The following is a 23431-nucleotide window of genomic DNA, read 5'->3' on the forward strand; positions in this document are numbered from 1 at the left end:
CACCCGTATGAAGACCCAAGAAGACGTATTTGCCACCTTAAGAGAGTTGATGTCGGAAATGTTCGAGTTAACGCCCGAGGACATCACCTTGGAGGCTAACCTGCGGCAGGATTTGGACATCGACAGCATCGATGCGGTGGATTTGATGGTCAGGCTGCGCGAGATTACCGGTAAGCGCATCAATCCCGAGGATTTCAAAAACGCCCGTACCATCCAGGACGTCGTCGATACCGTGCATCGCATCAGTGCTGAATAGGGCTGGATGTTTAAAGATTTTTTCACCAATCGGGTCCCGACCAAGATTCAGGCAAATCCAGACACCCGCATTTGCCCAAAATCCCCAGCAGAGTCTCGGCAAATCATTCTGAATGTGATTATCGGGGCCGCGACGGTCAGCTATCCCTTTCTGATTTGGTTTTCCGCCGATTACTTTCAACCCCGTTCCATGGCTTTAGGGCTGGCCGGATTATTCTTGCTGCGTTATTGGCTGCAAAAGCAGCGCAAATCTGTCGGCATAGCCGAATCTAGGTTGATATTGGCCTGCGCGCTGTTTCTATTGCTGGGCGCACTGGTTAACGATGCCGACTGGCTGCTGGCTTATCCGGTGTTCGTCAGCTTGCTGTTTTTTGCGGTATTTGCCTTCAGTTTGATCCATCCGCCGACGGTAGTGGAACGGCTAGCTAGGCTGGAATTTCCGGATCTGCCCGCCCATGGCGTGCTGTATACCCGGAAAGTGACGCTGGTGTGGAGCGTTTTTTTTCTGGGCAACGCGGCAATTTCCTTGCTGACTATTTGGTATGGCGACCGCTGGTTGTGGAGCCTTTACAATGGTTGTATCTCGTATGTGCTGATGGGTTTGTTAATGGCAGCAGAAATGGCGGTACGCCGCAAGGTGAAGGCCAGCTTTTGAGTATGGAAAATCAGGGAAGCGAAGCAGGCGTTTTGTTTCCGGAAACGCTAACCAAACAAATTCAGGCCGACGGCGTGGTGCTGGTGTTACGCATTCCCAAAGATCTAACTTATTTCAGCGGTCATTTCGACGAAATTGCGGTGGTACCCGGCGTCGTACAAATCCAATGGGCGGTGCATTATGCCCGGCAATACCTGGGTTTAACCCGCGACTTCAGTCATATGGAATCGGTAAAATTCAAAGAGCTATTGTTACCTGGACAGGAGCTGGAATTGGCATTGCACTATCTGCAACAAGCCGGCAAACTCACTTTTTGTTACCGTTCGGCAGCCTGCGAATACAGCTCGGGTAGAATTTACTTTCATGACCACGACGTTTAAGCCCTGTATCCTGATTCCGGTTTATAACCACGAAAAGCCGCTCCCCGGCATTGTTGAGCGTTTGGCTGGGTATCAACTGCCCTGCCTATTGGTGGATGACGGTAGCGATGCGGCCTGCGCCGAGGTGATTCGCGGCTTAGCCGAGCAATATGCCTGGGTGCAAAGTATCAGGCTGGAGATTAACCAAGGGAAGGGCGCGGCGGTCAAAGCCGGCATTCTGGCCGCTCAAACCCAAGGGTATTCGCACGGGCTGCAAATCGATGCCGACGGCCAGCACGATTTAAACGATGTGAATAAATTTCTAAACGCCGCCAAACAAGCGCCGGAAGCGGCAGTTATCGGTCGAGCGCTATTCGACGCATCGATTCCTAAACTGCGCTACTACGCCCGCTACCTGACCCATATTTGGGTACATATCAACACACTGTCTTTCGCCATCCCCGACTCGATGTGCGGCTACCGGGTTTACCCGCTTGAGTCTTGCGCAAAGTTGATTCAAAGCCAAGCCATGGAAAATCGCATGGGTTTTGATACGGAGATTTTGGTGCGGCTTTATTGGCAAGGCGTGACAGTCATCTCCATTCCCACTCAGGTGCGCTACCCGCTGGACGGCTTATCGCATTTCCGGGCTTTGCAGGACAATCTGCTGCTCAGTCAGACTCATGCCCGTTTATTTTTCGGTATGTTGTTACGCTGGCCCAAACTGCTACTGAGGCATTTTCAATGAAGCCCGCGAACACCGCCGCCCGGCATTGGGCAGCCGTGGAGGAAAACAGCCTGCTTTGGGGCATACAGGCTCTGGTGTGGGTGTATCGGCTGTTCGGCCGCTGGGTATTTCGTCTGTTTTTGCGGCCTGTGGTCAGTTACTACTTTCTGGCCGGGCCTCTTGCCCGCGAGTCTTCCAGGGAATATTTGCGCCATTTGGCCGATTTTTACCCGGCGTTGGGTTTGGGCAGCGGACTCTGGCAAAGTTACCTGCATTTTTTGAGCTTCGGCGAAACCTTGCTGGATAAAATCGTGGTGTGGACCGGTAACATCACGCCTGAGCAAGTAGACTTTCCCAATCGTCAGCTGCTGTTGGATCTGATCGAGCAAAAACGCGGCGCCATGCTGCTGTCCGGGCATATCGGCAATCTGGAAATCTGCCAGGCCATCGCCACGATGCGCGGCCACATCCATCTCAATATCTTGGTGCATACCAAACATGCCGAGAAATTCAACCGCCTGCTCGGCAGCCGCGGCAGCGCCACCATCCAACTAATTCAAGTGACGGAGTTAAGTCCCGCCATTGCGATTACCTTGCAGGAAAAGATCGAACGCGGCGAATTTTTGGTGATGGTCGGCGACCGGATTCCGGTGCAAGGCGGCCGCACGGTGTCGGCCAGCTTTCTGGGAGAGGACGCCGAATTTCCGCAAGGCCCGTATCTGCTGGCTTCGCTGTTGCGTTGCCCGGTCTATACCTTGTTTTGCTTTCCGGTGAACGGTCGATTCAAAATCCATCTGGAACACTTCGCGGAATCTATTCGCATCCCGCGCGGTGAACCCAAAAAGCATGACATGCTGAAAAACCTGGCACGACAATACGCCGAACGACTGGAAGCCTATTGCCGAATAGCGCCGCTACAATGGTTTAATTTTTACCCGTATTGGAGCAAGACAACTGCGGGCGATACCAGTCAGATAGCCGTCGAGGACAACTAATATGTTGCGCGCCGAAGTGGAATTAACTGTGCCGTTTCACGACATTGATTTACTTAACATTGCCTGGCACGGCCATTATTGCAAATACATCGAGATTGCCCGTTGCGCGATGCTGGATAAAATCGGCTACGGTTATATGGCGATGAAGGAAACCGGTTACGTCTGGCCGATTGTGGATTTGCAATTACGTTATGTGCGTCCCGCCCAATTCGAACAGCGGATCAAGGTATCAGCGGAGTTGGTGGAATGGGAATACCGGATGAAGATTAAATATCAGGTCGCCGACGCCGAAACCGGCGAAGTGTTGGCCAAGGGCCATACCATCCAGGCCGCTGTGGACGCGGACAGCCGCGAAATGTGTTTCGCTTCGCCGGCGGTGTTTTTGGAAAAGCTCGGGATTAAATCCGACTCGCCCTAGCTAGGCGCTTACTGTAGCGTTTGTGTTTTGGGCTGTTCCGGTTTGTCGTCTTTGTTGTACTGTCGCGTCGCCTGTTGCCTAGCGTCAGCCTGTTCTTAACCTTTTGCTCGAGGGATTTTGATTATGTTCAGAAAAAACTACATTGTGATGTTGCTCTGCTTGGCTGTGTTGGCGGTGGGCTGCAAGAAGGAGCTTAAGCCAGGTGAAGGTGCTGCAGCGGCTGTCCAGCCCGCGCAGGTTTACTATACGCAGTTCAGCCTGTTCCAAGAGCAGAACCGATTCCGCACGACTAATTATCGTAAAGGCCAGCTGATTCCGATCAATACGCCAGTAGCGCTGCTGAAACTGACCTCCGACGAGGCGGTGCTTAGAGTGGAATCCAGCGGCCAACTGATTACGGTCGAAAACGTGCAAAAATTTACCAAGGACGATATGCCGATTGCTTTCAGTAAAATCGCCGGCACCGGCAAGGTCGACCTTAACCAATTTACCGCCGCCGAGCGTGAAAATATCCTGGCGGGGCAGGTCAAGACAGGCATGAGCAAAAAAGCCGTGCTGGCCGCCATCGGCTACCCGCCGCAGCATGTGACACCCTCGCTGGACGGCGACGACTGGACTTACTGGTCCAACCTGTTCAACCGCTTTGTAGTGAAATTTAAAAACGGCAAGGTCGATAGTATCGTCGAATAATCTCTGAGCATTCTGGTTTTAGGGTGTTCCCTCACACAAGTCTAGCCGCCAATAGCATCTGCTTGAGCGGCCAGTGATGGCTTAGGCAATGGGCACTCGAATGGATTTCAATATCAAAATAAGGAGCAAGATCACGACTATGGACAGGACATTGGCAGAAGTCCCGCCCTTTCTAGAAAGTACGTCCAATTGTTCCTGTAACGTTTGGGATGAAGTTTTTACTGCCAAAATTTTTTCCTTGCAATGAATGTAGTAAATAGCATTCGCATACATAGCTGGCAATACAAATACACCTAAAAAGTACAAAACACCATTTAGGTGTATTGTCATATCCACTGCAAAAACAAACAAAGACCAAAAACAATATAGGATGGCATCAACCCACAACTTTCTATATATAAACCAGAAAAAGGTGAAAAAGAAAGCTGACCAATGCCAAGATATTTCGACTTTTCCTTGATTATGGAATTGAGAAAAATGCAACAAATAATACTGTTGCTTTTTGTTTCCAAGGATGGCCTTATAAAACTTCTCCTCGAGACCAAGGTTATCAGTTGTAGGATTTTGCGATATAGACTCATAACCACCCAAGCATCACCTCCAGCATAGTTGTAAACCACTGTAGCAATTATTCAAACCCAAATCCCGCTTTAGCCCAGGCTTTGGTTCCCCCCTCCAAATTGCGCAAATGTTCGTAACCCAATGCGTGTAACGTTCTAGCTGCGGCATTGCCCATCGGCCCGCCTTCGCAATACAGATAAATCGGGGTGGTTTTATCTTGCGGCAGTTTATCCAGATACTTCTCGACGTTGTTGTAAGGAATAAACGCATCAGTGCCTTTGATATGCCGCTGCTCAGGGGTATGCACGTCCACCAGAAAAATATCCTGTTTTTGCATCAGTTGGTTTAATTCCGGGGCGGTGACCATTTGTACATAATCGGGCGTTTGAAACGCGCAGCCGCTCAGAAACAGGCTTAAGGCTGCACTGGCAAAGGTTTTATTCATGGCTTAATTCTCCGAAATCAGATAGATGCGTTAGGGATTTTGGCAACGATCCAAGCTTTCGCTTAGCGTGACCGGTTGCAAATTCGCGGCGGCAATGGCCTCCAGCAAAGCCGGCAATATTGCCAGAATCACCGGCTGGCCGCTATTGGTACGCGCCGAGTTACTGTCGTGCAACAACAGAATGTCGCCAGCTTTCAGGTCTTTCAACAATTTCGCCAAGACCACTTGTGGATTGTTTTCAATCGTGTCGAAGCCGCGCTTGGTCCAACTAGCCAATTGCAAACCCAGGCGGCTGAGTACCGGATCAAGCAAAGGATTACGTAAACCGACCGGCGGCCGGAAAAACCGGGGACGAATGCCGGTCACCTTAGTCAGAGCATCCTGGGCCGTGTTTAGTTCGGCCATCCAGCCATTTAGCAGCAGAAACGGCAAATGGTATTTATGGTGCATGCTGTGATTTTCCACCGCGTGGCCGCGTTTGACGATGTCCCGACACAAATCCGGGTAGCGTTGGGCTTTAGCGGCAATGCAGAAAAACGTGGCTTTGGCGCCGAAACGATCCAGCATGTCCAGCACGGCGGGGGTGATTTCGGGATCGGGGCCATCGTCGATGGTAATGGCAATGTCGCCCCGCGCGGCGGCGGCAGGCGGCAGCGAGGTCCAGTTCGAGCCTACCCAAGAGCAACGCGGCCAAAGCCCGGCAAAGGTTAAAACCAACTGATCGGCAATAAAAATAATCATGGCCCAAGGCCAAATGCTTGGTTGAATAACTATCGCCAGCGGAGCGGCTATTGTTATTGCCAATGACACCTTCATTAGCGGCGTAGGCTGCCAGTTGCGGTAAGCGGAAAAATTCATCATGAATGGGGGTGCGTGTTTAACCGATAAGCATCGCCGGTACCGAGCAGGGCAGCGATCAGGTTTTTCTGCACTTCCGAACTGCCGGAAAATAGCCGCCCGGCCAGCGCATCCTGGACCAATTCAGCCATCACACTCCCGGATTCCAATCCGGCGGCGCCCATGATCTGCACTGCATCCAGGCTGGATTGCAAGAAAGCCTCGGCGGCATACAACTTGGTTTGCGCCGACGCCATCGTCAGGCGTTGGCCGGCGTCGCACAATCGCGCGCATTCCCCCAGCCATAAATTGACGGTGTCCAGCCGTAATTTCATCTCGGCGATGCGATGGCTGACGGCCTGATGCTTACCCAAATGCACGCCGCCGGAGCGCCGCTCCCGGCTATAACGAACCACTTCCGCCAATTGCCAATCCATGAGCCCGGCGATACCTGCAAACACAAAAGCCCGTTCGTACTCCAAAGCCTTTTGGATCATTTGGGTGCCGGCGCCGATTTTTCCGAGCAGGCGATCGGCATCGATTCGACAATCTTGCAAACTCACGCTGCCGGTGGCGCTGCCCCTGCAGCCATCCAATGCACTTTCATTGCTGAAATGGCAGCCGTCATCTTCACGGGACACCAGGAAAGCGGAAATCTTGCCGTCCAATTTGGCGTAAATCACCAACCAGTCGGCCAATGGCACGTTAGTGATATAACGCTTTTCGCCGTTTAGTAGATAACCGTCGCCTGTTTGTTTGGCATGTGTAGTCATCGCTTGCACGTCGGAGCCGCAAGACGGCTCGGTGATGGCATGCCCGCCCAGCCAGTCTCCGCTCAACAAAGCCGGCAGAAATTTTTCTTTCTGCGCCTCGCTACCGTACAACAGGATAGGGAACACCGATCCCCACAGATGGGCGTTGATCGCCAGCATCAGACCGGGATCGCGAGAGGTTTCGCCAAGGCGGCGATGGGTTTCGACTAACGAGGCAAAGTTATCGCCAAAACCGCCGACGGCAGAGGGCAGGGCATGTCGAAATACATCAAGTTCAGCGACGGCACGCAAACGGGCTTTGATTTGGGTTTCATTCGGTCGGCCTGCGTAAGTAAGGATCTCGGAAAAGTCAGTGGCTATAGTCATGGTTTCGGATTTGAGTAAACTCAATGAATTTGCGTTGTATTGTATCGTTCCCAAGCTCCTGCGTGGGATCGAAGGCATGCAGCGTCGAGGCAAGCTTGCAAAGACAAAGTTTCTGTTTTTCGCAAAAGCTTCTATGCTGGTTAGGCTTGGAACGCCAGAGCCCGCCGATTGCGATTTATCAACCAGAGTAAGCCTGGCTAGCAATTATCAATAACTTAAAAGCACGCATGAGCAAAACCACACCCGCCAACGTCAAACTAACGCTTTACGGCAAGCCTATCGAGCTGAAATTCAGCGCACCAACGGAAAAAGTGACGCCGGTGGCGATGCTGCCGGCACTGCATCGCATCAACAACACATTTGTCGAAACCGCAGTGGCTGCCTTTGTTGCGGACCAGGAGACTATCTCCTGCCAAGCCGGTTGCGGGGCCTGCTGCCGACAAGTCGTGCCGTTGGCGGAGTTTGAAGCTTATCAAATCGCCGGTGTGGTCGAACAATTGCCCGAGCCCAGACGCTCGGCTGTCAAGCAACGCTTTGCCGATGCTTGCGAAAAACTGGACGCAATCCAGTGGTTGAGCCGGCTCGAACAGATGCTGGCTGAAGGCACCAACCACGAAGCGGTGCAGCAACACGCGCTGAGCTATTTTCAGCAAGGGGTGCCCTGTCCGTTTTTGGAAGCGGAAAGCTGCTCCATCCACCCGGTACGGCCCTTGGCTTGCCGAGAATATTTGGTGACATCCCCGGCCGAACATTGCCAAAACCCCACACCGGAACACGTCAGGCACATCGAGTTAAAATTTCAGGTGTCCAAAATTGTCCGCAAACTTTGGCGCACCAGCCATATCAAAGACCTGGATTCGGTGCCGATGATTTACGCCTTGCAATGGGTCAAAAAACACCCCAACCAATTTCCAAAAAAGCGTGGCGAGGCTTGGCTGAGGGAGTTTTTTGACTATATGGCGAATCCGTGATGTTACTTGATGCCGCTGGAAACGATGGAATTAGCTTATCGTTCCCACGCTCCAGCGCTCATCGTTATACACATCTCATTGCGAGATCCTGTTGAGCATTGAGGGCGATGACAAAATCGCGCAAGCGCTGTAAGCCGATCCACATGGCCTTGGCACCCGGTGGACCATCGTGTTTGCGGGCAAAATAACCGCCTAAGCTTGCAATCAGTCGGATTACCTCACCGAGGCGCGGTGGCGTGAGCGGTGGTGGACAGCGCTTGACGACGATATAAGCCGCTCGCCACTCCTGCGGATCGAAAATAATCTCGCAATCCATGTCCGGCGCTGCGCGCGCGAGCATCAGGCTGAATAACACCCGCCAGGCAATAACCATATAGAGCGCCAAACAAGGTAGTAGCCGTTCTTCCGATTCCAGATGTAGCCGCTTGATCTGGCAACCGCTCTTCAATACATGGAAGTACACTTCGATACACCAGCGCACGCCATACCACGCCACCACCGTAGTCGCTTGCTCGAAACTCGCCACAGGCAAACTGGTCAGCAGGAGCCATTCCAAGGGTTCCTTGCCGGCTGGCGGCGTCTCTTCGCGCGCCAGCACCGCGTTGATGCTCAATGCCGGCAGTCGATACCCAATACGCGTTGGCGGCTTGAGGGGCACCGTGGCGGCGCGTACCGTGATATGCGCCAGTCGCGCTGCACGGTTCGGCCGCGACTTGACATTAACCTCGGTATAACCCATGACCGGCGCTTGATCCAGGGCCGACCATAGCCATTTCGCCGCATTTTCCGGCTCGACCAGAAGGTCTCGGTTCTGCGTCGCCCGAACAATCCATTCAGCGCGAGCAGTCGGCGCATAGTCTTGGTATTCGACAAACCATTCGTAAATGTCGCCCTCGCGGTCGGCGAGATTGACCAATAAACTGTCCGGCATTTGCGCCTGTAAGGCACAGCTATCCTGATAGCTTTCGAGCCAGTGCCGACTTTCTTTTTCGTCCACGCCTTTGTGCCGCCGCGCTTGTCGCGGGCTGGCGCCGTCACGCGCCCAATACGCTGCCTTGACGACACCCAAGCAAATCCGCGACGGCGTAAAGGCGATGGTCGGATGTAGTCGGCGCGCATGTTTCGCCATCTCTTTCAAAGTACCGAGACCTTTTGGCCCCAAACAAATGTTTTCGTCGTACTCCGTCGTGTCCTGCGCCAGCAATACGACCGGGCTGCTCTTCATCCGTTCGACCGTGGCATCTCGATGCGGCGCCAGTATCTTTTTGAAAGTCGCCTTATCATTGTCGAAAAACCGGTAAGCGCCCATCGTCTCCTTCCAGCCGCCACAGGCCGCCGGGATGCTGAGCTGGGGATGTTCGCCTAATCGCTCCAGTAACAATGCCAATCGTTTATTCAGGCGCCGATCTTCCAAATCAGCGGTTTGTACTTCTTCTTCGGCCCAATTGCTCATCGCTGTTCTCCATCATCTATATGCCTCATGCCTCATGCCTCATGCCTCCTGCCTCCTGGTAGTTTAGTCGTTGGGAGACTTGTGTATAACGATGAGCGCTCCAGCGTGGGGGAATGAAGCCCCGGACGCTCCAGCGTCACGACTACCAAAGTGCAACCATCCAGCTCGACACAATTACAAGTATCAGCCTAATTCCATGTGATATAGCGCCCGGTCTTCACCAATAACTCTGAAGCCCATCCGGTCGTAGAGACGTTTTGCCGGGTTGATCTTTATCACGTCCAGTACCAATTTCTTATTCAGGTTTTTGGCCCGCAAAGCTTCTTGTGCCAGCAAAGTGGAGCCTATTCCCCGTCTTTGAAATTTAGGTAGCAGAAACAGGGTGCGAACCCAATGACTTTGCGCGCTCTCCTGCACATAGATAGCGCCGGCAGGTTCGTTGCCGATGCAAATCAGTTTGAAGTTTTGCAGCTGTAGGTTTTTCCAGAAACCGGTATGTTGAAACTCATCATCCCAGCCCCATGCCCAATCGATGTAATCGCGCATCGATAGCTTGAACGCTTTAAATATGAAATGTTTGTCATGCTCTGCTGCGTCGATCAGGGTAAAAGCGGTCATAAAGTAAGCCAAATGTTGTGTTTCATTCCTACGCTCCAGCGTGGGAATGCCGCCCCAGACGCTCCAGCGTCACGGCTACCAAGTATCGATGTCGATCAAGCCGCCCAGTCCTGCGTAATTCGCGGCACTGGAGTAACGCCAATGCTCAGGCAAATTTACATAACCCCGCTTCACCGGATTGGCATGAATATAATCCAACTTCTCCCGCATCATCACTTCATTAAGAATCAGCTCCGCATGCACGCCTTCCTGCCAGAACTGAAACTCCCGATCATGCTTGTGAGCGCATTTGGCAAACCGTAATCTCTGCAATAAATGTTCGGCTCGTTTCGCTTGCAGATGATCGATAATCCGCCGCGCGGTATAGGCTTTGAAGCTGGCAACGCATTTATCCAGCGAGGTACTCTGAGCGACGAAATGCAGATGGTTTTCCAGAATTACGTAGCCATAAAGTTTCAAACCGAGCTGTTGCTGTTGATATTGCCAGCAGTCGAGAAGGATTTGCACGGTATCTGGTCGAGTAAATACCGGTAGCCATTCCACAACCGTACAGGTCATGAAATGGGCTTGCTGGAGTTCAGTGATGGTGTAGCGACTTCTGCCCATGGGCTAGTTGTTTGTTCAGGACGCTGGAGCGTCCGGGGCTGCGTTTCCACGCGGAGCGTGGGAACGATTACCATGATGGGTTGGGCGTCTAGCGGTCAAATGTCGACCTCATCTCTGATGAGTTCAACGGCTGGCTTAGCGACAGCCAGTACCTCAGTAACCGTAGGCGGGTTAAGACGATAGGCCAGATTAAGCGACGCAATAAGGCGCTCACCATCAATGAGTTCCACCACAAAACCTCGCTGTGCTGCAAGAGCTTGTTCTTTAGTCACACCGCGAGTGAAGCCTGATGAGGTGACAAGTAGAGAAATGGTGGAACCATTGATAGCCATTGTTCCAATGAGTTCTCTAAGAACACGCACTCCAACCTTGTTCTTGGTGTGTTTGACCTGAGCGTAAACATCTCCATGCTTGTCATGATCGACGATGACATCAATGCCCCCGTCCTTCGATTTAGCAGTTACTCGCGCGTCGTAGCCGAACTCTCTGAACACGCCCTTGGTTACATCTTCTAAAGCAGTCCAAGCGGTTGAAGAGCCTCGGCCAAGTAGATGTGCTTGAATTTCGCTTTCAAGCAAGGCTAGCTGGTGTTCATCCGGCCCCGGCGAAAACGTGCGTAGGGCGGCTCCAGTTGCGGTAAGAATTCGAATTGCGCGGTCTGGTAATGAACCGCATGAACTATCCCACTGGTCGTCAGATGCGAACCACCAGCCACACGATTCACAACGCATTACTTTGATGTATTGAGAATACCTTCGGCCATCAGATTCATCTTTCCGGTCTGTGATTGATAGCGCCGGGCCACCTTTGCAGCAGGGGCAAGCGCTGCTCCCAAAAACTGCCGATAGAAGAGGAGCTGATTGTGTTTGGCTTCTGTACTGCCAGATTCGGGAACTCATGGATTTGACGCCCAACAAATAATTATAAAGTTTCTGTAAATCATCCCTGATTTGTATCGTTCCCACGCTCCAGCGCTCATCGTTATACACAAGTCTCCCAACGACTAAACTACCAGGAGACATGAGGCATATAGATGATGGAGAACAGCGATGAGCACCTGGGCCGAAGACGAAGTCCAAACCGCCGATCTGGAAGATCGGCGCCTGAATAAACGATTGGCATTGTTACTGGAGCGATTAGGCGAACATCCCCAGCTCAGCATCCCGGCGGCCTGTGGCGGCTGGAAGGAGACGATGGGCGCTTACCGGTTTTTCGACAATGATAAGGCGACTTTCAAAAAGATACTGGCGCCGCATCGAGATGCCACGGTCGAACGGATGAAGAGCAGCCCGGTCGTATTGCTGGCGCAGGACACGACGGAGTACGACGAAAACATTTGTTTGGGGCCAAAAGGTCTCGGTACTTTGAAAGAGATGGCGAAACATGCGCGCCGACTACATCCGACCATCGCCTTTACGCCGTCGCGGATTTGCTTGGGTGTCGTCAAGGCAGCGTATTGGGCGCGTGACGGCGCCAGCCCGCGACAAGCGCGGCGGCACAAAGGCGTGGACGAAAAAGAAAGTCGGCACTGGCTCGAAAGCTATCAGGATAGCTGTGCCTTACAGGCGCAAATGCCGGACAGTTTATTGGTCAATCTCGCCGACCGCGAGGGCGACATTTACGAATGGTTTGTCGAATACCAAGACTATGCGCCGACTGCTCGCGCTGAATGGATTGTTCGGGCGACGCAGAACCGAGACCTTCTGGTCGAGCCGGAAAATGCGGCGAAATGGCTATGGTCGGCCCTGGATCAAGCGCCGGTCATGGGTTATACCGAGGTTAATGTCAAGTCGCGGCCGAACCGTGCAGCGCGACTGGCGCATATCACGGTACGCGCCGCCACGGTGCCCCTCAAGCCGCCAACGCGTATTGGGTATCGACTGCCGGCATTGAGCATCAACGCGGTGCTGGCGCGCGAAGAGACGCCGCCAGCCGGCAAGGAACCCTTGGAATGGCTCCTGCTGACCAGTTTGCCTGTGGCGAGTTTCGAGCAAGCGACTACGGTGGTGGCGTGGTATGGCGTGCGCTGGTGTATCGAAGTGTACTTCCATGTATTGAAGAGCGGTTGCCAGATCAAGCGGCTACATCTGGAATCGGAAGAACGGCTACTACCTTGTTTGGCGCTCTATATGGTTATTGCCTGGCGGGTGTTATTCAGCCTGATGCTCGCGCGCGCAGCGCCGGACATGGATTGCGAGATTATTTTCGATCCGCAGGAGTGGCGAGCGGCTTATATCGTCGTCAAGCGCTGTCCACCACCGCTCACGCCACCGCGCCTCGGTGAGGTAATCCGACTGATTGCAAGCTTAGGCGGTTATTTTGCCCGCAAACACGATGGTCCACCGGGTGCCAAGGCCATGTGGATCGGCTTACAGCGCTTGCGCGATTTTGTCATCGCCCTCAATGCTCAACAGGATCTCGCAATGAGATGTGTATAACGATGAGCGCTCCAGCGTGGGAACGCCGTCCCAGACGCTCCAGCGTCGCGACTACCATGCGTCCCTATATCATCTGCGATTGCAATTACCCTAGCAATAGAAGCAATCAGTTATATCTACGCCCGAACTTTAGGCTATAAGCATAATTGCTAAGTGAATGTAATCCATCTTCCCATTCGCCAATCTCGGCAACTCTTCCAAAACCAGATACCGGCTTGGTTGCATGTAAGCCGGTAAACGTTGGCTCAGTACCTTGCGAACCTCGGCGATGCTCATCTCCGCTTCCAAAACCACCGCCAGCGCTGGGCGTTGGCCGGCGGTGGGGTCGTTTATCCCAATCACCGCGCAGCCTTTGACGCCGACGATGGTGTTGACTACGGCTTCGATTTCCGCCGGTTCGACGCGATAGCCGGAGCATTTCAGCATCCGCCCCAGGCGACCGTGGAAGCGGTATTCGCCTTGTTCCACGCTGGCGCGGTCGCCGGTGGCGTACCAGCCGTCGGCGTTTAAAAAGGCTTGCACCCGGCCATCGCGCCAGTAGCCGCTGGCCAACGTCGGTCCGCGCGCCAGCAATTCACCGGTATCGGCTAGCAAGCTCAGTTCGCAACCGGCGGCGGGCCAGCCTATGGGGATGGCTTGATCGGCGATCAAGCGCTCGCGTTGTACCGGCCAATAGCAGCAGACATTGGTTTCGGTGGGGCCGAAGAAATTGTACAGCGCCGCTTGTGGCAAACTGGCTGCCAGATCGATAAGGGCAGGGATGGGAAACACTTCGCCGGCGAAGATGAGAAAGCGCAACGCGGCGAGCGGGGTTTGCGTTAAATTGCCCTTGTAGGCGAGGAAGGCCAGCAAGGATGGCACGGTGTACCAACCGCTGATGGCGTGTTCGCTCAGCCACGCGCTCAACCTAGCCGGGGCCATAGTCAAGCCGGCCGGGATGAAATGCAGGCTGGCACCGCAGCCTAATACGGCGTAAAGATCAAAGGTGGATAGATCGAAGAAAAACGGTGCGCTGCTGGCGATGCGGTCGGCAGGGGTTAAGGCCAGCAAGTCTGCGGCCCAGGTTGTGAACGCCAAAATCGCCCGATGACTAAGCGCTACGCCGCGCGGTTGGCCGGTGGAGCCGGAGGTATACAAAATCGCCGCCAGCGCTTCGGCGGGAATGTCAACGGTTGCGGGGAGGGAGGTTGAGCAAGTGTTGATGTCCTGCCACAGGCTTTCATCCAGCCAAGCCGGCATTGCGCCGGTCCCCAATACCGTGTGCACCTGAGCGTCGGCGACGATAAAATTCAATCTGGGGGCCGGATTCTTCAGATCTAAAGGCACATAGCAGGCTCCCGCCAACAAGACACCGAACAGCGCGCAGGCGGCATCGATACCGCGATCCAGATGCACCGCGACCGGCTGGCCGGGGCGGATGCCCCTGGTTTGCAACGCAGCGGCGATGGTTTGGGCCTGTTGCAGCAATTGCCGATAGCTGAATTGTCGGTCTTGCTCTTGCAAGGCCAGGGTGTCGGGTTGGAGTTGGCATTGGTGTAGAAAAGGTTTTAGCAGCATGGGTGGCTAATTCATAAAATAAAGTGCTTATCGCTCCCATGCTCCGGCTTACCCACGGGGCATAAAGGGAGCCAGGCCTGGGACGCTCCAGCGTCCCGAAACGCTTGAGCGGTTCTAGCCGCATTCCCACGCTGGAGCGTGGGAACTATAGTTAGCCAGGGCATAGGTGCGTATTATTGGCTATCCAATAACTCGGCATCCATCCGCGCGATCACCGCATTCAGCCACGCTTCGTCGATTGCCGGCGACAAGTAGCTGTAAGACAAAATCAACTTACCGTCGAGCTGGCTGGCCAGCAGCGCCAAACCTGGCGGTAAAGTCATCCAGCACATCAACGATAGATTGCTGACCGGCACACTGAGAAAGCCTTTCTTACTCCAGGACAAGTCGCCGATGTCGGAGAACCACAGCGAGCTCAACTCGCCGCCGCTGTGTTGCTTACGTAAAATTTTGGCGTACTTGGCCGGTGCCAGCCATTGTCCCAGCCACATCAGCGGCAGGTAGGCCAGGTCCAGCTCATCGCGCACCACTTGCTGATGTTCGCTGAGTAAGTGCGCAAACAAGCCTGTTCTATCCCGCACCTGCTCGCGAGTGGCGCGGGCAAACAAGCAGCCGATGTGATTGCCAAAAACCGGCGTCGGCGCATTCTGCCGACGCAAATTAAAGGCATAGGGGATGCAGTAACCGTCTTTCGCCGCCGGCGGGCCGACCGATTCCATGGCGCGCATAAAGCAGCCTAGGTAGTACAAAGTGCGGCCAGTCAGACCCGTGGTTTGCTGCGCCAGTTTGGCGATGCGTTGCGACTGCTCGGCGTCGAAACGCTGTACTTTTAATTGCAGGCGTTGCGGGCCTTGTTCCACTTGCGTTGGCAGGCAGCTATCTAGGCTGTTGGCGGCGGTGTTATGGCGCTTGGCTTTGAAGAATAATTGCAGTTTTTTCCAGAAACTCCATTGCGCCAATTTGGCTTCGATTAAGGACGAAGACTCCTTGAAGCTTTCCGGCCGCTCGGACGACAGAAAGTCCAGCAATATCTTGCAACCGCGCGCGTCCAGCAAGGGATGCAGCCAGATCAGCAGCAAAGTGCCGCCATCTGCACCGGCTATCCAGTGCACGGTCAGCGGCCGGGATTCCGGGCGATTAAAAATGTCCAGCAATAAGCGTTTGGTTTCGTCGGCTTCATCGGCGCTCGGCTGGCATTCGTGAAGTTCCAGTGGGATTGGATTACCGGTGGCGACCCACGCAAAACGCTTACCGCGAGGCTGGATCGTGGCGGATGCTTGCGGAAAGCGTTCCACCAGCAGATCCAAGCGCTTTTGCAGGTCGGCCAAATCAGGGGTGTCAGCCAGTCGCAAGGCAAACCCGCAATATCCGCCGGGCATCCCGGCGTTGCGAATTTCTTGATCGAGTACGTAGGTAAAATAATCGCCGGGATTGAAGAGCTGTTCTTGAGAGTTTGTCATCCGGCGTAACCGCTACGGCGGATCCAGCTTTCCAGCGAGTTCAGACTGCCGACGTTATCCGGTTCGATTTCGGTGTCAGGCAGCGTCACGCCGAATTCTTTCTCGGCGAACATGATTAAACGCATGATGCCCATGCTATCCAGGCCGGCGTCCAACAGGTTGTCGTCGTCGCCGAATGTGGCCGGGTCTTCGTGGTAAATCAGTTCGGCAAAGATGAAATGCTTGAGTATTTCCTTCATGGCAGCAAGAGGTGGGTGAGTTAAAAACAAATCCTAGTCAAAGCGCAGCACTCGCGTTAAATCGGCTCCGGGGAAAAGGCTTTTGACGCAAAACCCCAGCGCGGCACTTGCCGACAATAATGGCTGTAAGACGCGCCAAACCGGCTGGTCAAATCCGGTTCTTCGCGAAACACCACGGTAGTATGAAAAAACAGCGCAATCGAGCCGGCATAGACTATCAGGCCCGGATCGGCGTATAGCAAACATTCCGCTAGCAGCACCAACAATACGCCTTGAAACATCGGATTGCGGGTCCGCCGATACAAGCCGCTCACTACCAGTTTCTGCGGGGGATCGATAGGCGCGGGTGTGCCCAAACCGGTGATAGCAAAATCCCAAGCACAGCGTAGATAACTAGCCAAACCCAGGATAATACAAAAGCCGGCGGGCGGAGCCCAGGCCAGGTTGGCCGGCTGCAAGTTACCGGCTGAGTCGGAAAGTACCCAGTAAGGCATGTAAACCAACACCGCGCCGGGAACGAGCAGCGTGAATAGCAGGATTTTGAAGGCCAGGAAAGGACGCACGTATCGGTCTGTCGGGTTTGGAAGTTCGGATGGGCTAAGCTTGCGGCAATTTTGGCATTCCGCGCGCCGCAATCCAAGTGATTTTGAACCGCTGCGGGAATTTGTGTAGAATCCGGCGTTTGTTAATGGAACTTGAACAGCCATGTCAGAAGACTTGATCAGCCAATTGAAAACCATGCTTATCGAGGGCTTGCTCCTGGAAGACATCGTCCCTGATGACCTGTCACCGGATGATGCTTTGTTCGGCGGTGGATTGGGCTTGGACTCTATCGACGCGCTGGAAATCGGCGTGATGCTGGACCGGCAATACGGCATCAAGATCACCTCCGGCGACGAACGCAATAATCAGATCTTTCTCTCTCTCCGCTCGCTCGCCGAATTCGTCGCCGCTAATCGCACCCGTTAACCATGGGGCAGGTCGTCAAACCGCTGATTATCGCCGGTATCGTCGTCGCTTATCCTTTTCTGAGTGCCTACCTGGCCGGCCTGGGATTTGCCAGCTTTGAACTCATCGTCTTCGCTGCGCTGACCTTGTGGCGCGGTTTTACCTCGTCCGGGCTAATCTCGCGTTTGCTTAGTTTTTTACTGGCTGCGGTGTTGCTAGCCGGCGCTTATTTTGCCACGACCTATTTTGTCTGGCTGGTGCCATCATTTGCCTATTTGTGGCTGACATTTTTGTTCGGGCATACCTTGTGGTCGCCACCTTCTTTTATCGAACGCTTGGTGCGTTTGCAGTTTCCCGAGTTAGTGCCGGGTATAGCCGAATATTGCCGGAACCTGACCTGGGTTTGGACCTTGTTCTTTGCCGTCAACATCGCGATCTGCGCCGCGCTGCCGGCTATCATGGGGCAGACCGCTTGGGCGCTTTATACCGGCGTGGTGGTGTATCTATTGATGGGCCTACTGGGAACCGGCGAATGGTTTTACCGGCATCGACGCTTTCCCGATTTGGAGATTCCGCCAGCGTTGGAAACTTTCAAATGCATCGCCACGAACGGCCATAAGGTATTCAAGGGATGACGATTCAACGCACGCTGTTTTTACTTTTGGCCGTGTTCCCCATGTTTGGATGGGCTGATGACACGGTGCTGAGCGAGTTATTGACTCGAATCCGCCAAACAGGTCAGGCGCAGTTTCAGTATGAGGAAACCCGCGTACTGGAACTGGCAGACGCGCCATGGCACGGACAAGGCTACATGCTGTCCGGCGCCGACGGTAGCCTGGTCAAATTGCAACTGCAACCGGCGCGGGTGATCATGGCGATCACCGAACAGCGCATGCTTTACTGGGACCCGCAGCAAAACCAGCGTCACAGCGCGGCTTTGGATTCGGCGGGGCCGGCGGGCGAGCAAATCAAGGTGTTTCGCAGCATCCTGCAAGGCCGTACCGAAGAATTGCAGCTTAATTATGCCATCGCCGCCGACAAGCAAGGCCCGCAATGGACTTTGCGCTTGACGCCGAAACCCGAGTTGAGCGGTGATGATCTCCCTTCCATTGAATTATCCGGCGATGACCAAGACCAGCAACGGCGCATTTTAATCAAACAGCCGGACGGCGAATCCACCGAATACCGCATGCACAAAGCCACGGCAGCACAACAACAGGACTATTCGCTCCCCAGTTTGTTGCGGGAAGCCAGCGGAGAATAGGGCATGTCTTTTGTCTGGCGAAAGCGCTGGTTCGTGCTGCTGTTTCCCTTATTGTTGGCAATCACGTTCTGGCAGATCAAGGTCGAGACAGACCTGAACGCTTTTTTTACCGCGACCGACGATGAAGACTCCCGGCTGTTGGCCGGCTTGTTGAAGTCAGGCGAACTGTCGCGGCGCTATTTGCTGGTGGTGGAAAAGTCCGATCATGCCCCCGCTGCAGACTCCACAGTTGGAGGTGAAGCCCCGATGTCCGTGGCCACATTCACTGCGAGCTTGCTTAGTCAGTTAGCGAAACTGGATGACGTGGAGCAGGTGTGGCCGGCCGATCAGCCACCCCGCGACTGGGTCGATGCCGTAGCTACTTACGCGCCTTACCACGCCCGGCTGTTCAGTCTAAACCCCGAACAAGACGCGCCTGAATTGTTTGATCCCAGCCAGTTGCCGGCCAAAGCCGCAGGATTGAAGCAAGCCTTGCTGTCGCCGCAAGGCAGCTTTGTAAAAACTATTGCCAAGCAAGATCCGTTGTTGCTGTCTTTAAACGGCTTTAAGGCGTTACAGGGACAGTTTCAGCAGCAAGCCAAACGCAGTCAGGGTGGCGCGTTAATCCTGCAAAGCCGGCCGGCGGCGCTGGATTCGGCAGCGCAGACACGTTTGCAAGGGGCGATACAGGCCAATTTCGTGGCATTAAACGCCGCGGCCGGGGAGGGTTTCAAATTGTCGATGGCTGGGGTGCCGGTGTTCAGCGTCGCCGCGCAAAGCGAAATTAGCCAGGATGTGACCCTGGTGTCGGTGGTGTCCAGTTTGGCGGTGGCGCTGGTATTTTTATTCCTGTTTCATTCGTTTTCGGCTTTGCATTGGGTGATGATGGTGCAAGGCGCGTCGTTTGTAATCGGCACCCTGGCAACGGCGTTAGTCTTTCCGCAAGTCCACAGTCTGACGCTGGCCTTGGGCGCCAGTTTGATCGGCATCTCCTCGGATTATCCGATTCATGTGATGGTGCATTGCGCCAAGCATCGCAACACCCCGCTATCGGCGGCCAAGCTGTTGTGGCCCAGTCTGTTGATGGGCGGCTTAACGACCGTGATCGGCTACGGGGCCTTGGGCTTTACCGGCTTTCCAGGCTTTGAGCAAATTGCCGTGTTTGCCTTGGCCAGTGTCGTCGGCTCGCTGAGCTTGACCCGTTGGGTATTGCCGGCTTTGCTGGTCAATTCATCGCTACACGCCGCGCATTTGCCCGGCATCGGCGCTTGGGTGGATTTTTGCGGCCGGCACCGGAAAATCTTGCTGGGTCTGTTCGCCGCCAGCGTCGTCATGGCTGTGCTGTGTCTGCCGCAGATTCGTTGGATGAGCGATATGCAGCAACTGGCAGTCAATATGGATAGCTTGAAACAGCAGGATGCGGCAGTGCGCGCGCATTTTTCCAGTATCGAACCGGGCCGTTTTGTGTTGATACAAGCCGACGACTGGGAAACTGCGCTGCAACGATCCGAAGCCGCCGAACGCCGGTTGCAGTCTTTAAAGCAAGCGGGAGTCATTAGCGAATATCACGGCCTGTTTCCGTGGTTGGTATCTGCGCAGTTGCAAACCGAAAATAGCCAAGTTTACCAACGTGGCCTGACGCCTGAATTTCAGCAAGCTTGGCAAGCCGGCTTAGCTCAGGCGGGCTTGTCGGTCGAGAAGTTAGGGACGTTAGCGCCTGCGTCACCCGATGCACTGCAAGCTGATTGGGTGATGGATTCGCCTGTCAGACATATTCTGTCCGGGCAAATAGTCAGCGGGCAATCCGGGGTGATGTTATCGCTGTGGTTGGGCGAGCACGATCCCGCCAAATTGACAGCCGGTTTGGCCGGCTTGGAAGGCACGCGGTACTTCAGCCAAAAAGATCAGCTGGATCAGTTGGCGGGGAAATATCGGGATCGGTCTTTAATGATGCTGGGCATAGGCATAGTCGTGATGGCCTGGTTTATTTGGCTGCAACAACGCGACCTGCACAAAGTGTGTTTGACCTTGCTGCCTTCGCTGGCTGGCGTGCTGTTCATTTTTGCCACGTGGGCGCTGCTGGGGGAGGAAGTCAGTTTTCTGCATGTGATCGGCTTGTTGTTATCGGTGTCGTTGTGTGTGGATTACGGCATTTTTTTTATCGACAACCGCGGCCAAGATGCCGATGTGACTTACCACGCGATTGCCTCATCCACTCTGACTACGATTGCCTCCTTCGGTGCCATGGGCTTGGGTAAGACGCCCACCTTGCCAATTCTGGCACTGTCGGTAAGCTTGGGCGTGAGCTTGGGTTTTCTGCTTTGTCCCTTACTGATCCAAAAGCCAAAGAATTAATGCCTATTTCCCCACTGATTTCTCCAGTCGCCGTCACGGCCTACCAGTGCGTCAGCGCCGGCGGTGACGATGTGGACGCTTTGTACGCCAGTCTACTAGCCAATCGTCCTTGCCTGAAACCGCTAAGCTTGTTCGATATTCCTTTTGATACGGTAGTGGGTGAAGTGACTTCAGCCTTACCCGACATTCGGCCTGATTTGCAAACCTACAATTCCCGCAATGCCCGCTTGGCATTAAAAGCTTTGGAACAGGGCGGTTTTCGCGCCGAGGTGGAGAGGGCGGTCGCCCGTTACGGTGCGGCCCGCGTCGGTTTAATACTCGGCACCAGTACCTCCGGTATCTACGACTCAGAGAACGCCTATGCGCGCTTGCAGCAAGACGGCGTGATGCCGGACAACTTTTATTTCACCAAAGTGCAAACCGCCCAAGCCACAGCCGAATTTTTGCAGCTGGAACTGGGTTTGCAAGGGCCGTGCTACGCGATCTCCACCGCCTGTTCGTCCAGCGCCAAAGCCTTGGCCGCCGCGCAAAGATTGATCGTTACAGCTTGCTGTGATGCGGTATTGGTGGCTGGCGTGGACAGTTTGTGCCGCCTGACGCTGCGCGGTTTCAACAGTTTGCAGCTGATCTCGGCAGACGCTTGCCGACCGATGGATGCCGGGCGTCAAGGGATTAACATAGGGGAGGGCGCGGCTTTACTGTTGTTGGAAAAACCCAGCACTGACAATACGGATCGGCCCCGACTGTTGGCGGTGGGGGAATCTTCAGATGCTCACCACATGAGTGCGCCGCACCCGGAGGGGCTTGGGGCTGCCACGGCAATGGCGCAGGCCTTGCGTTTGGCAGGACGCGATGTGCGCGAGGTCGATTACATTAATTTGCATGCCACCGCCAGCACTTTAAACGATCTCGCCGAGGCCAGAGCGGTAGCCAGCGTGTTTGCCAATCCGCCGCCCTGTAGCGGGGTGAAAGGCTTGCTGGGTCATACTTTGGGGGCGGCCGGTGCCGTGGAAGTCGTGGTGAGCCTACTGGCTTTGGAGCGCGGGTTTTTACCCGGCACCTGCGGTTTGCAAGTGCCCGACCCCGAATGTCGGTTTCCGCTGGTAACCGCACCAGAACTGAACGTCAACCCCCGACTGATCTTGAGCAATGCGTTTGGCTTCGGCGGTAACAATGCCAGTGTCTTGCTGGAGGCTGCTTAATGGAATGCATGAGCCTGCTTGGCGTCGGCGTTTGTGCGCCGGACGCCGACTTTCGGGCTAACCTGCCGTTTCCGGCTTTTGCTATCAATCGAGAGACCATTCCGCCGCTGTTGCGCCGCCGGAGCAGCCAGGCGATGCAGATGGCCTTCAGCGCGGCAAGCGCTGCCTGCGAGCAAGCCCAGCGTTCGCCGTCAAGTTTGCCGGCGATATTTGCCAGCGTGGCCGGAGAAATAAACACCACAGATCAGATTTGTAACGAACTGGTCAAAGCGGACGGGGTGATGTCGCCCAGCGCTTTTCACAATTCCGTGCAAAATACCGCGGCGGGTTATTGGAGTATCGCTCAGCAATGTACCCAGCCAGCCACCGCTCTGGCGGCAGGACCGGATACCTTGGCAATGGCTTTATTGGAAGCCTGGTGCCAATTGGCTTGCCAGGGAGGTGAACTGCTATTGGTTTGTTACGATGAGGCATGGCCGGGCTATCTGGCTCCCGGTTGTGGCAATCCGGCTTTTGCCTATGCCTTGTTATTGGCGGCTGGAACTGTGGACGGACGACTGATGCAGATTAGCAGACCGCAAGTTGGCGAAAGCATTTTTCCGGCGGACTGGACTGATTCGGTTAATAGCATGCCCATTTTGGCCGCCATTCCTTTGCTTGAAGCGGCTTTAACCGGAAGAGTACCGCAAGCCATAGCATTAAGCCCCCATTTGCCGGGTTGGCAAGTTCATGCAGGAGTGGCCTCTGCTTATCCGAAAACGGGCGATGGTGAAAAATCGCGGTAACTGAACTACTATTGACCGCTGACAAAACTAACCGGAAGGTATCTCTGTGAAGCACTATAAAACATTAGCATTCTTCGCCACTTTAGCGCTGGCCGCCGGCTGCGCATCCAGCAATAAGGCGCCCGCGCAAGCAGGCACGCCGGCGGCTCAATCAAGCACCGCCCCGGAATCGCGGATTGACGGTAATTTTCCGGCCAATAGCCCATTCGCCAAACTCAAGCTGGGGATGACCCAGGGCCAAGTCCACGAAATTCTCGGCCAACCCTCCGACACCAAGTCTTACCAAACCGGCAAAGCCTGGATTCCGTTTTATTTCGGCCCGGACGTAATGCGCACCGATGAGTTTTACAAAGGTGTGGGCATCATTACTTACACCGGTGCCGGTATCGGCGGCGTGCATTGGACTGTGTTTAGGGCCATTTACAATGCAGCCGAAGACGGTTATCCGAACGATTAATCAATATAGCTCTGAATG

At 54.4% G+C, this 23431-nt stretch carries 28 protein-coding genes; 16 read left to right on the forward strand and 12 right to left on the reverse strand.

What is annotated here, in order from left to right; translation table 11 throughout:
• The first annotated feature begins 7 nt into the window (after positions 1–7).
• The 7 genes from ACMXD4_RS11090 to ACMXD4_RS11120 all read left to right on the forward strand — a co-directional run bounded on the left by ACMXD4_RS11090 (position 8) and on the right by ACMXD4_RS11120 (position 4099).
• Positions 8–256 (forward strand): acyl carrier protein, encoded by a 249-nt coding sequence (locus ACMXD4_RS11090; RefSeq protein WP_033156272.1) that lies wholly within the window; start codon positions 8–10, stop codon positions 254–256.
• A gap of 6 nt (positions 257–262) precedes the next feature.
• Positions 263–910 (forward strand): hypothetical protein, encoded by a 648-nt coding sequence (locus ACMXD4_RS11095; protein ID WP_319962834.1) that lies wholly within the window; start codon positions 263–265, stop codon positions 908–910.
• 2 nt (positions 911–912) lie between these two features.
• Positions 913–1290: an AMP-dependent synthetase gene (locus ACMXD4_RS11100; protein ID WP_319962835.1), complete on the forward strand. Its 378-nt coding sequence runs from the start codon at positions 913–915 to the stop codon at positions 1288–1290.
• The gene (locus tag ACMXD4_RS11105) at positions 1274–2017 is read left to right on the forward strand and encodes a glycosyltransferase family 2 protein (RefSeq protein ID WP_415880795.1); all 744 of its coding nucleotides are present in this window, start codon (positions 1274–1276) and stop codon (positions 2015–2017) included. The genes ACMXD4_RS11100 and ACMXD4_RS11105 overlap by 17 nt, the downstream gene beginning before the upstream one ends.
• Positions 2014–2991: a lipid A biosynthesis acyltransferase gene (locus tag ACMXD4_RS11110; RefSeq protein ID WP_415880796.1), complete on the forward strand. Its 978-nt coding sequence runs from the start codon at positions 2014–2016 to the stop codon at positions 2989–2991. Before ACMXD4_RS11105 ends, ACMXD4_RS11110 begins: the two co-directional genes overlap by 4 nt.
• A 1-nt stretch (position 2992) precedes the next feature.
• Positions 2993–3409 (forward strand): acyl-CoA thioesterase, encoded by a 417-nt coding sequence (locus tag ACMXD4_RS11115; protein ID WP_415880797.1) that lies wholly within the window; start codon positions 2993–2995, stop codon positions 3407–3409.
• Between the two features lie 123 nt (positions 3410–3532).
• Positions 3533–4099, forward strand: a complete 567-nt coding sequence (locus ACMXD4_RS11120) for a hypothetical protein (RefSeq protein ID WP_415880798.1) — start codon at positions 3533–3535, stop codon at positions 4097–4099.
• A gap of 81 nt (positions 4100–4180) precedes the next feature.
• Here the strand turns inward: ACMXD4_RS11120 and ACMXD4_RS11125 are convergent, their stop codons facing one another.
• From ACMXD4_RS11125 to ACMXD4_RS11140, 4 genes are read right to left on the reverse strand one after another with little or no spacing between them, the layout of a single operon-like run.
• On the reverse strand, positions 4181–4690 hold the full coding sequence (locus ACMXD4_RS11125; RefSeq protein ID WP_415880799.1) for a DUF2628 domain-containing protein: 510 nt from the start codon (positions 4688–4690) through the stop codon (positions 4181–4183).
• A 37-nt stretch (positions 4691–4727) separates the two neighbouring features.
• The gene (locus ACMXD4_RS11130; RefSeq protein WP_415880800.1) at positions 4728–5105 is read right to left on the reverse strand and encodes a rhodanese-like domain-containing protein; all 378 of its coding nucleotides are present in this window, start codon (positions 5103–5105) and stop codon (positions 4728–4730) included.
• Between the two features lie 30 nt (positions 5106–5135).
• Entirely contained in the window at positions 5136–5966 is an 831-nt protein-coding gene (locus ACMXD4_RS11135) for a polysaccharide deacetylase family protein (protein WP_415880801.1), read from the reverse strand.
• Positions 5963–7081, reverse strand: a complete 1119-nt coding sequence (locus ACMXD4_RS11140) for an acyl-CoA dehydrogenase family protein (protein WP_415880802.1) — start codon at positions 7079–7081, stop codon at positions 5963–5965. Before ACMXD4_RS11140 ends, ACMXD4_RS11135 begins: the two co-directional genes overlap by 4 nt.
• 227 nt (positions 7082–7308) lie before the next feature.
• Between ACMXD4_RS11140 and ACMXD4_RS11145 the strand changes: the two genes are divergently transcribed.
• Positions 7309–8052: a YkgJ family cysteine cluster protein gene (locus ACMXD4_RS11145; protein WP_415880803.1), complete on the forward strand. Its 744-nt coding sequence runs from the start codon at positions 7309–7311 to the stop codon at positions 8050–8052.
• A 64-nt stretch (positions 8053–8116) separates the two neighbouring features.
• Here ACMXD4_RS11145 and ACMXD4_RS11150 read toward each other — a convergent pair whose 3' ends face one another.
• From ACMXD4_RS11150 to ACMXD4_RS11165, 4 genes are all read right to left on the reverse strand, one after another.
• A complete protein-coding gene (locus ACMXD4_RS11150; protein ID WP_415878102.1) occupies positions 8117–9505 on the reverse strand; it encodes an IS4 family transposase in 1389 nt (462 codons plus the stop codon).
• A gap of 183 nt (positions 9506–9688) precedes the next feature.
• Positions 9689–10123 carry a GNAT family N-acetyltransferase gene (locus tag ACMXD4_RS11155; protein WP_415880804.1) on the reverse strand — a complete coding sequence of 145 codons (435 nt, stop codon included), beginning with the start codon at positions 10121–10123 and terminating at the stop codon, positions 9689–9691.
• A 75-nt stretch (positions 10124–10198) separates the two neighbouring features.
• Positions 10199–10729, reverse strand: coding sequence for an REP-associated tyrosine transposase (locus tag ACMXD4_RS11160; protein WP_415880805.1), 531 nt, complete (start codon positions 10727–10729; stop codon positions 10199–10201).
• Positions 10730–10824: 95 nt separating this feature from the next.
• Entirely contained in the window at positions 10825–11718 is an 894-nt protein-coding gene (locus tag ACMXD4_RS11165; protein WP_415880806.1) for a restriction endonuclease, read from the reverse strand.
• Positions 11719–11778: 60 nt separating this feature from the next.
• On the opposite strand from ACMXD4_RS11165, the gene ACMXD4_RS11170 reads away from it, so the two are divergent.
• On the forward strand, positions 11779–13167 hold the full coding sequence (locus ACMXD4_RS11170; protein ID WP_415878376.1) for an IS4 family transposase: 1389 nt from the start codon (positions 11779–11781) through the stop codon (positions 13165–13167).
• Between the two features lie 129 nt (positions 13168–13296).
• Here ACMXD4_RS11170 and ACMXD4_RS11175 read toward each other — a convergent pair whose 3' ends face one another.
• From ACMXD4_RS11175 to ACMXD4_RS11190, 4 genes are all read right to left on the reverse strand, one after another.
• Positions 13297–14724, reverse strand: a complete 1428-nt coding sequence (locus ACMXD4_RS11175; protein ID WP_415880807.1) for an AMP-binding protein — start codon at positions 14722–14724, stop codon at positions 13297–13299.
• A gap of 173 nt (positions 14725–14897) precedes the next feature.
• On the reverse strand, positions 14898–16184 hold the full coding sequence (locus ACMXD4_RS11180) for a hypothetical protein (protein WP_415880808.1): 1287 nt from the start codon (positions 16182–16184) through the stop codon (positions 14898–14900).
• The gene (locus ACMXD4_RS11185; RefSeq protein WP_319963073.1) at positions 16181–16423 is read right to left on the reverse strand and encodes an acyl carrier protein; all 243 of its coding nucleotides are present in this window, start codon (positions 16421–16423) and stop codon (positions 16181–16183) included. Before ACMXD4_RS11185 ends, ACMXD4_RS11180 begins: the two co-directional genes overlap by 4 nt.
• Before the next feature lie 56 nt (positions 16424–16479).
• Entirely contained in the window at positions 16480–16986 is a 507-nt protein-coding gene (locus ACMXD4_RS11190) for a methyltransferase family protein (RefSeq protein WP_367650859.1), read from the reverse strand.
• 142 nt (positions 16987–17128) lie between these two features.
• Here ACMXD4_RS11190 and ACMXD4_RS11195 point away from each other — a divergent pair, with 142 nt between their 5' ends.
• From ACMXD4_RS11195 to bamE, 7 genes are read left to right on the forward strand one after another with little or no spacing between them, the layout of a single operon-like run.
• On the forward strand, positions 17129–17392 hold the full coding sequence (locus ACMXD4_RS11195) for a phosphopantetheine-binding protein (protein ID WP_033156258.1): 264 nt from the start codon (positions 17129–17131) through the stop codon (positions 17390–17392).
• Positions 17393–17394: 2 nt separating this feature from the next.
• Positions 17395–18006: a hypothetical protein gene (locus ACMXD4_RS11200; protein ID WP_171695429.1), complete on the forward strand. Its 612-nt coding sequence runs from the start codon at positions 17395–17397 to the stop codon at positions 18004–18006.
• The gene (locus tag ACMXD4_RS11205) at positions 18003–18635 is read left to right on the forward strand and encodes a LolA family protein (protein ID WP_253734430.1); all 633 of its coding nucleotides are present in this window, start codon (positions 18003–18005) and stop codon (positions 18633–18635) included. Before ACMXD4_RS11200 ends, ACMXD4_RS11205 begins: the two co-directional genes overlap by 4 nt.
• A 3-nt stretch (positions 18636–18638) precedes the next feature.
• Entirely contained in the window at positions 18639–20969 is a 2331-nt protein-coding gene (locus ACMXD4_RS11210) for an MMPL family transporter (protein ID WP_415880809.1), read from the forward strand.
• Positions 20969–22171, forward strand: a complete 1203-nt coding sequence (locus tag ACMXD4_RS11215) for a beta-ketoacyl-ACP synthase (protein WP_415878085.1) — start codon at positions 20969–20971, stop codon at positions 22169–22171. The genes ACMXD4_RS11210 and ACMXD4_RS11215 overlap by 1 nt, the downstream gene beginning before the upstream one ends.
• Positions 22171–22956, forward strand: coding sequence for a beta-ketoacyl synthase chain length factor (locus ACMXD4_RS11220; RefSeq protein WP_415878086.1), 786 nt, complete (start codon positions 22171–22173; stop codon positions 22954–22956). Before ACMXD4_RS11215 ends, ACMXD4_RS11220 begins: the two co-directional genes overlap by 1 nt.
• Before the next feature lie 46 nt (positions 22957–23002).
• Positions 23003–23413, forward strand: a complete 411-nt coding sequence (gene bamE / locus ACMXD4_RS11225; protein WP_415878087.1) for an outer membrane protein assembly factor BamE — start codon at positions 23003–23005, stop codon at positions 23411–23413.
• The last annotated feature ends 18 nt before the right edge of the window (positions 23414–23431 follow it).

It is taken from the genome of Methylomonas sp. TEB, assembly GCF_047777895.1.
GTDB lineage: Bacteria > Pseudomonadota > Gammaproteobacteria > Methylococcales > Methylomonadaceae > Methylomonas.

Excerpts from the sequence above, each read along its gene's own strand:
- ACMXD4_RS11135 (WP_415880801.1), bottom strand. The coding sequence starts at position 5,966 with ATGATGAATTTTTCCGCTTACCGCAACTGGCAGCCTACGCCGCTAATG.
- ACMXD4_RS11200 (WP_171695429.1), top strand. The coding sequence starts at position 17,395 with ATGGGGCAGGTCGTCAAACCGCTGATTATCGCCGGTATCGTCGTCGCT.
- ACMXD4_RS11110 (WP_415880796.1), top strand. The coding sequence starts at position 2,014 with ATGAAGCCCGCGAACACCGCCGCCCGGCATTGGGCAGCCGTGGAGGAA.
- ACMXD4_RS11130 (WP_415880800.1), bottom strand. The coding sequence starts at position 5,105 with ATGAATAAAACCTTTGCCAGTGCAGCCTTAAGCCTGTTTCTGAGCGGC.
- ACMXD4_RS11160 (WP_415880805.1), bottom strand. The coding sequence starts at position 10,729 with ATGGGCAGAAGTCGCTACACCATCACTGAACTCCAGCAAGCCCATTTC.
- ACMXD4_RS11195 (WP_033156258.1), top strand. The coding sequence starts at position 17,129 with ATGTCAGAAGACTTGATCAGCCAATTGAAAACCATGCTTATCGAGGGC.
- ACMXD4_RS11105 (WP_415880795.1), top strand. The coding sequence starts at position 1,274 with ATGACCACGACGTTTAAGCCCTGTATCCTGATTCCGGTTTATAACCAC.
- ACMXD4_RS11215 (WP_415878085.1), top strand. The coding sequence starts at position 20,969 with ATGCCTATTTCCCCACTGATTTCTCCAGTCGCCGTCACGGCCTACCAG.
- ACMXD4_RS11205 (WP_253734430.1), top strand. The coding sequence starts at position 18,003 with ATGACGATTCAACGCACGCTGTTTTTACTTTTGGCCGTGTTCCCCATG.
- ACMXD4_RS11185 (WP_319963073.1), bottom strand. The coding sequence starts at position 16,423 with ATGAAGGAAATACTCAAGCATTTCATCTTTGCCGAACTGATTTACCAC.
- ACMXD4_RS11175 (WP_415880807.1), bottom strand. The coding sequence starts at position 14,724 with ATGCTGCTAAAACCTTTTCTACACCAATGCCAACTCCAACCCGACACC.
- ACMXD4_RS11155 (WP_415880804.1), bottom strand. The coding sequence starts at position 10,123 with ATGACCGCTTTTACCCTGATCGACGCAGCAGAGCATGACAAACATTTC.
- ACMXD4_RS11180 (WP_415880808.1), bottom strand. The coding sequence starts at position 16,184 with ATGACAAACTCTCAAGAACAGCTCTTCAATCCCGGCGATTATTTTACC.
- ACMXD4_RS11095 (WP_319962834.1), top strand. The coding sequence starts at position 263 with ATGTTTAAAGATTTTTTCACCAATCGGGTCCCGACCAAGATTCAGGCA.
- ACMXD4_RS11115 (WP_415880797.1), top strand. The coding sequence starts at position 2,993 with ATGTTGCGCGCCGAAGTGGAATTAACTGTGCCGTTTCACGACATTGAT.
- ACMXD4_RS11145 (WP_415880803.1), top strand. The coding sequence starts at position 7,309 with ATGAGCAAAACCACACCCGCCAACGTCAAACTAACGCTTTACGGCAAG.
- ACMXD4_RS11220 (WP_415878086.1), top strand. The coding sequence starts at position 22,171 with ATGGAATGCATGAGCCTGCTTGGCGTCGGCGTTTGTGCGCCGGACGCC.
- ACMXD4_RS11210 (WP_415880809.1), top strand. The coding sequence starts at position 18,639 with ATGTCTTTTGTCTGGCGAAAGCGCTGGTTCGTGCTGCTGTTTCCCTTA.
- ACMXD4_RS11140 (WP_415880802.1), bottom strand. The coding sequence starts at position 7,081 with ATGACTATAGCCACTGACTTTTCCGAGATCCTTACTTACGCAGGCCGA.
- ACMXD4_RS11090 (WP_033156272.1), top strand. The coding sequence starts at position 8 with ATGAAGACCCAAGAAGACGTATTTGCCACCTTAAGAGAGTTGATGTCG.
- ACMXD4_RS11100 (WP_319962835.1), top strand. The coding sequence starts at position 913 with ATGGAAAATCAGGGAAGCGAAGCAGGCGTTTTGTTTCCGGAAACGCTA.
- ACMXD4_RS11170 (WP_415878376.1), top strand. The coding sequence starts at position 11,779 with ATGAGCACCTGGGCCGAAGACGAAGTCCAAACCGCCGATCTGGAAGAT.
- ACMXD4_RS11150 (WP_415878102.1), bottom strand. The coding sequence starts at position 9,505 with ATGAGCAATTGGGCCGAAGAAGAAGTACAAACCGCTGATTTGGAAGAT.
- ACMXD4_RS11120 (WP_415880798.1), top strand. The coding sequence starts at position 3,533 with ATGTTCAGAAAAAACTACATTGTGATGTTGCTCTGCTTGGCTGTGTTG.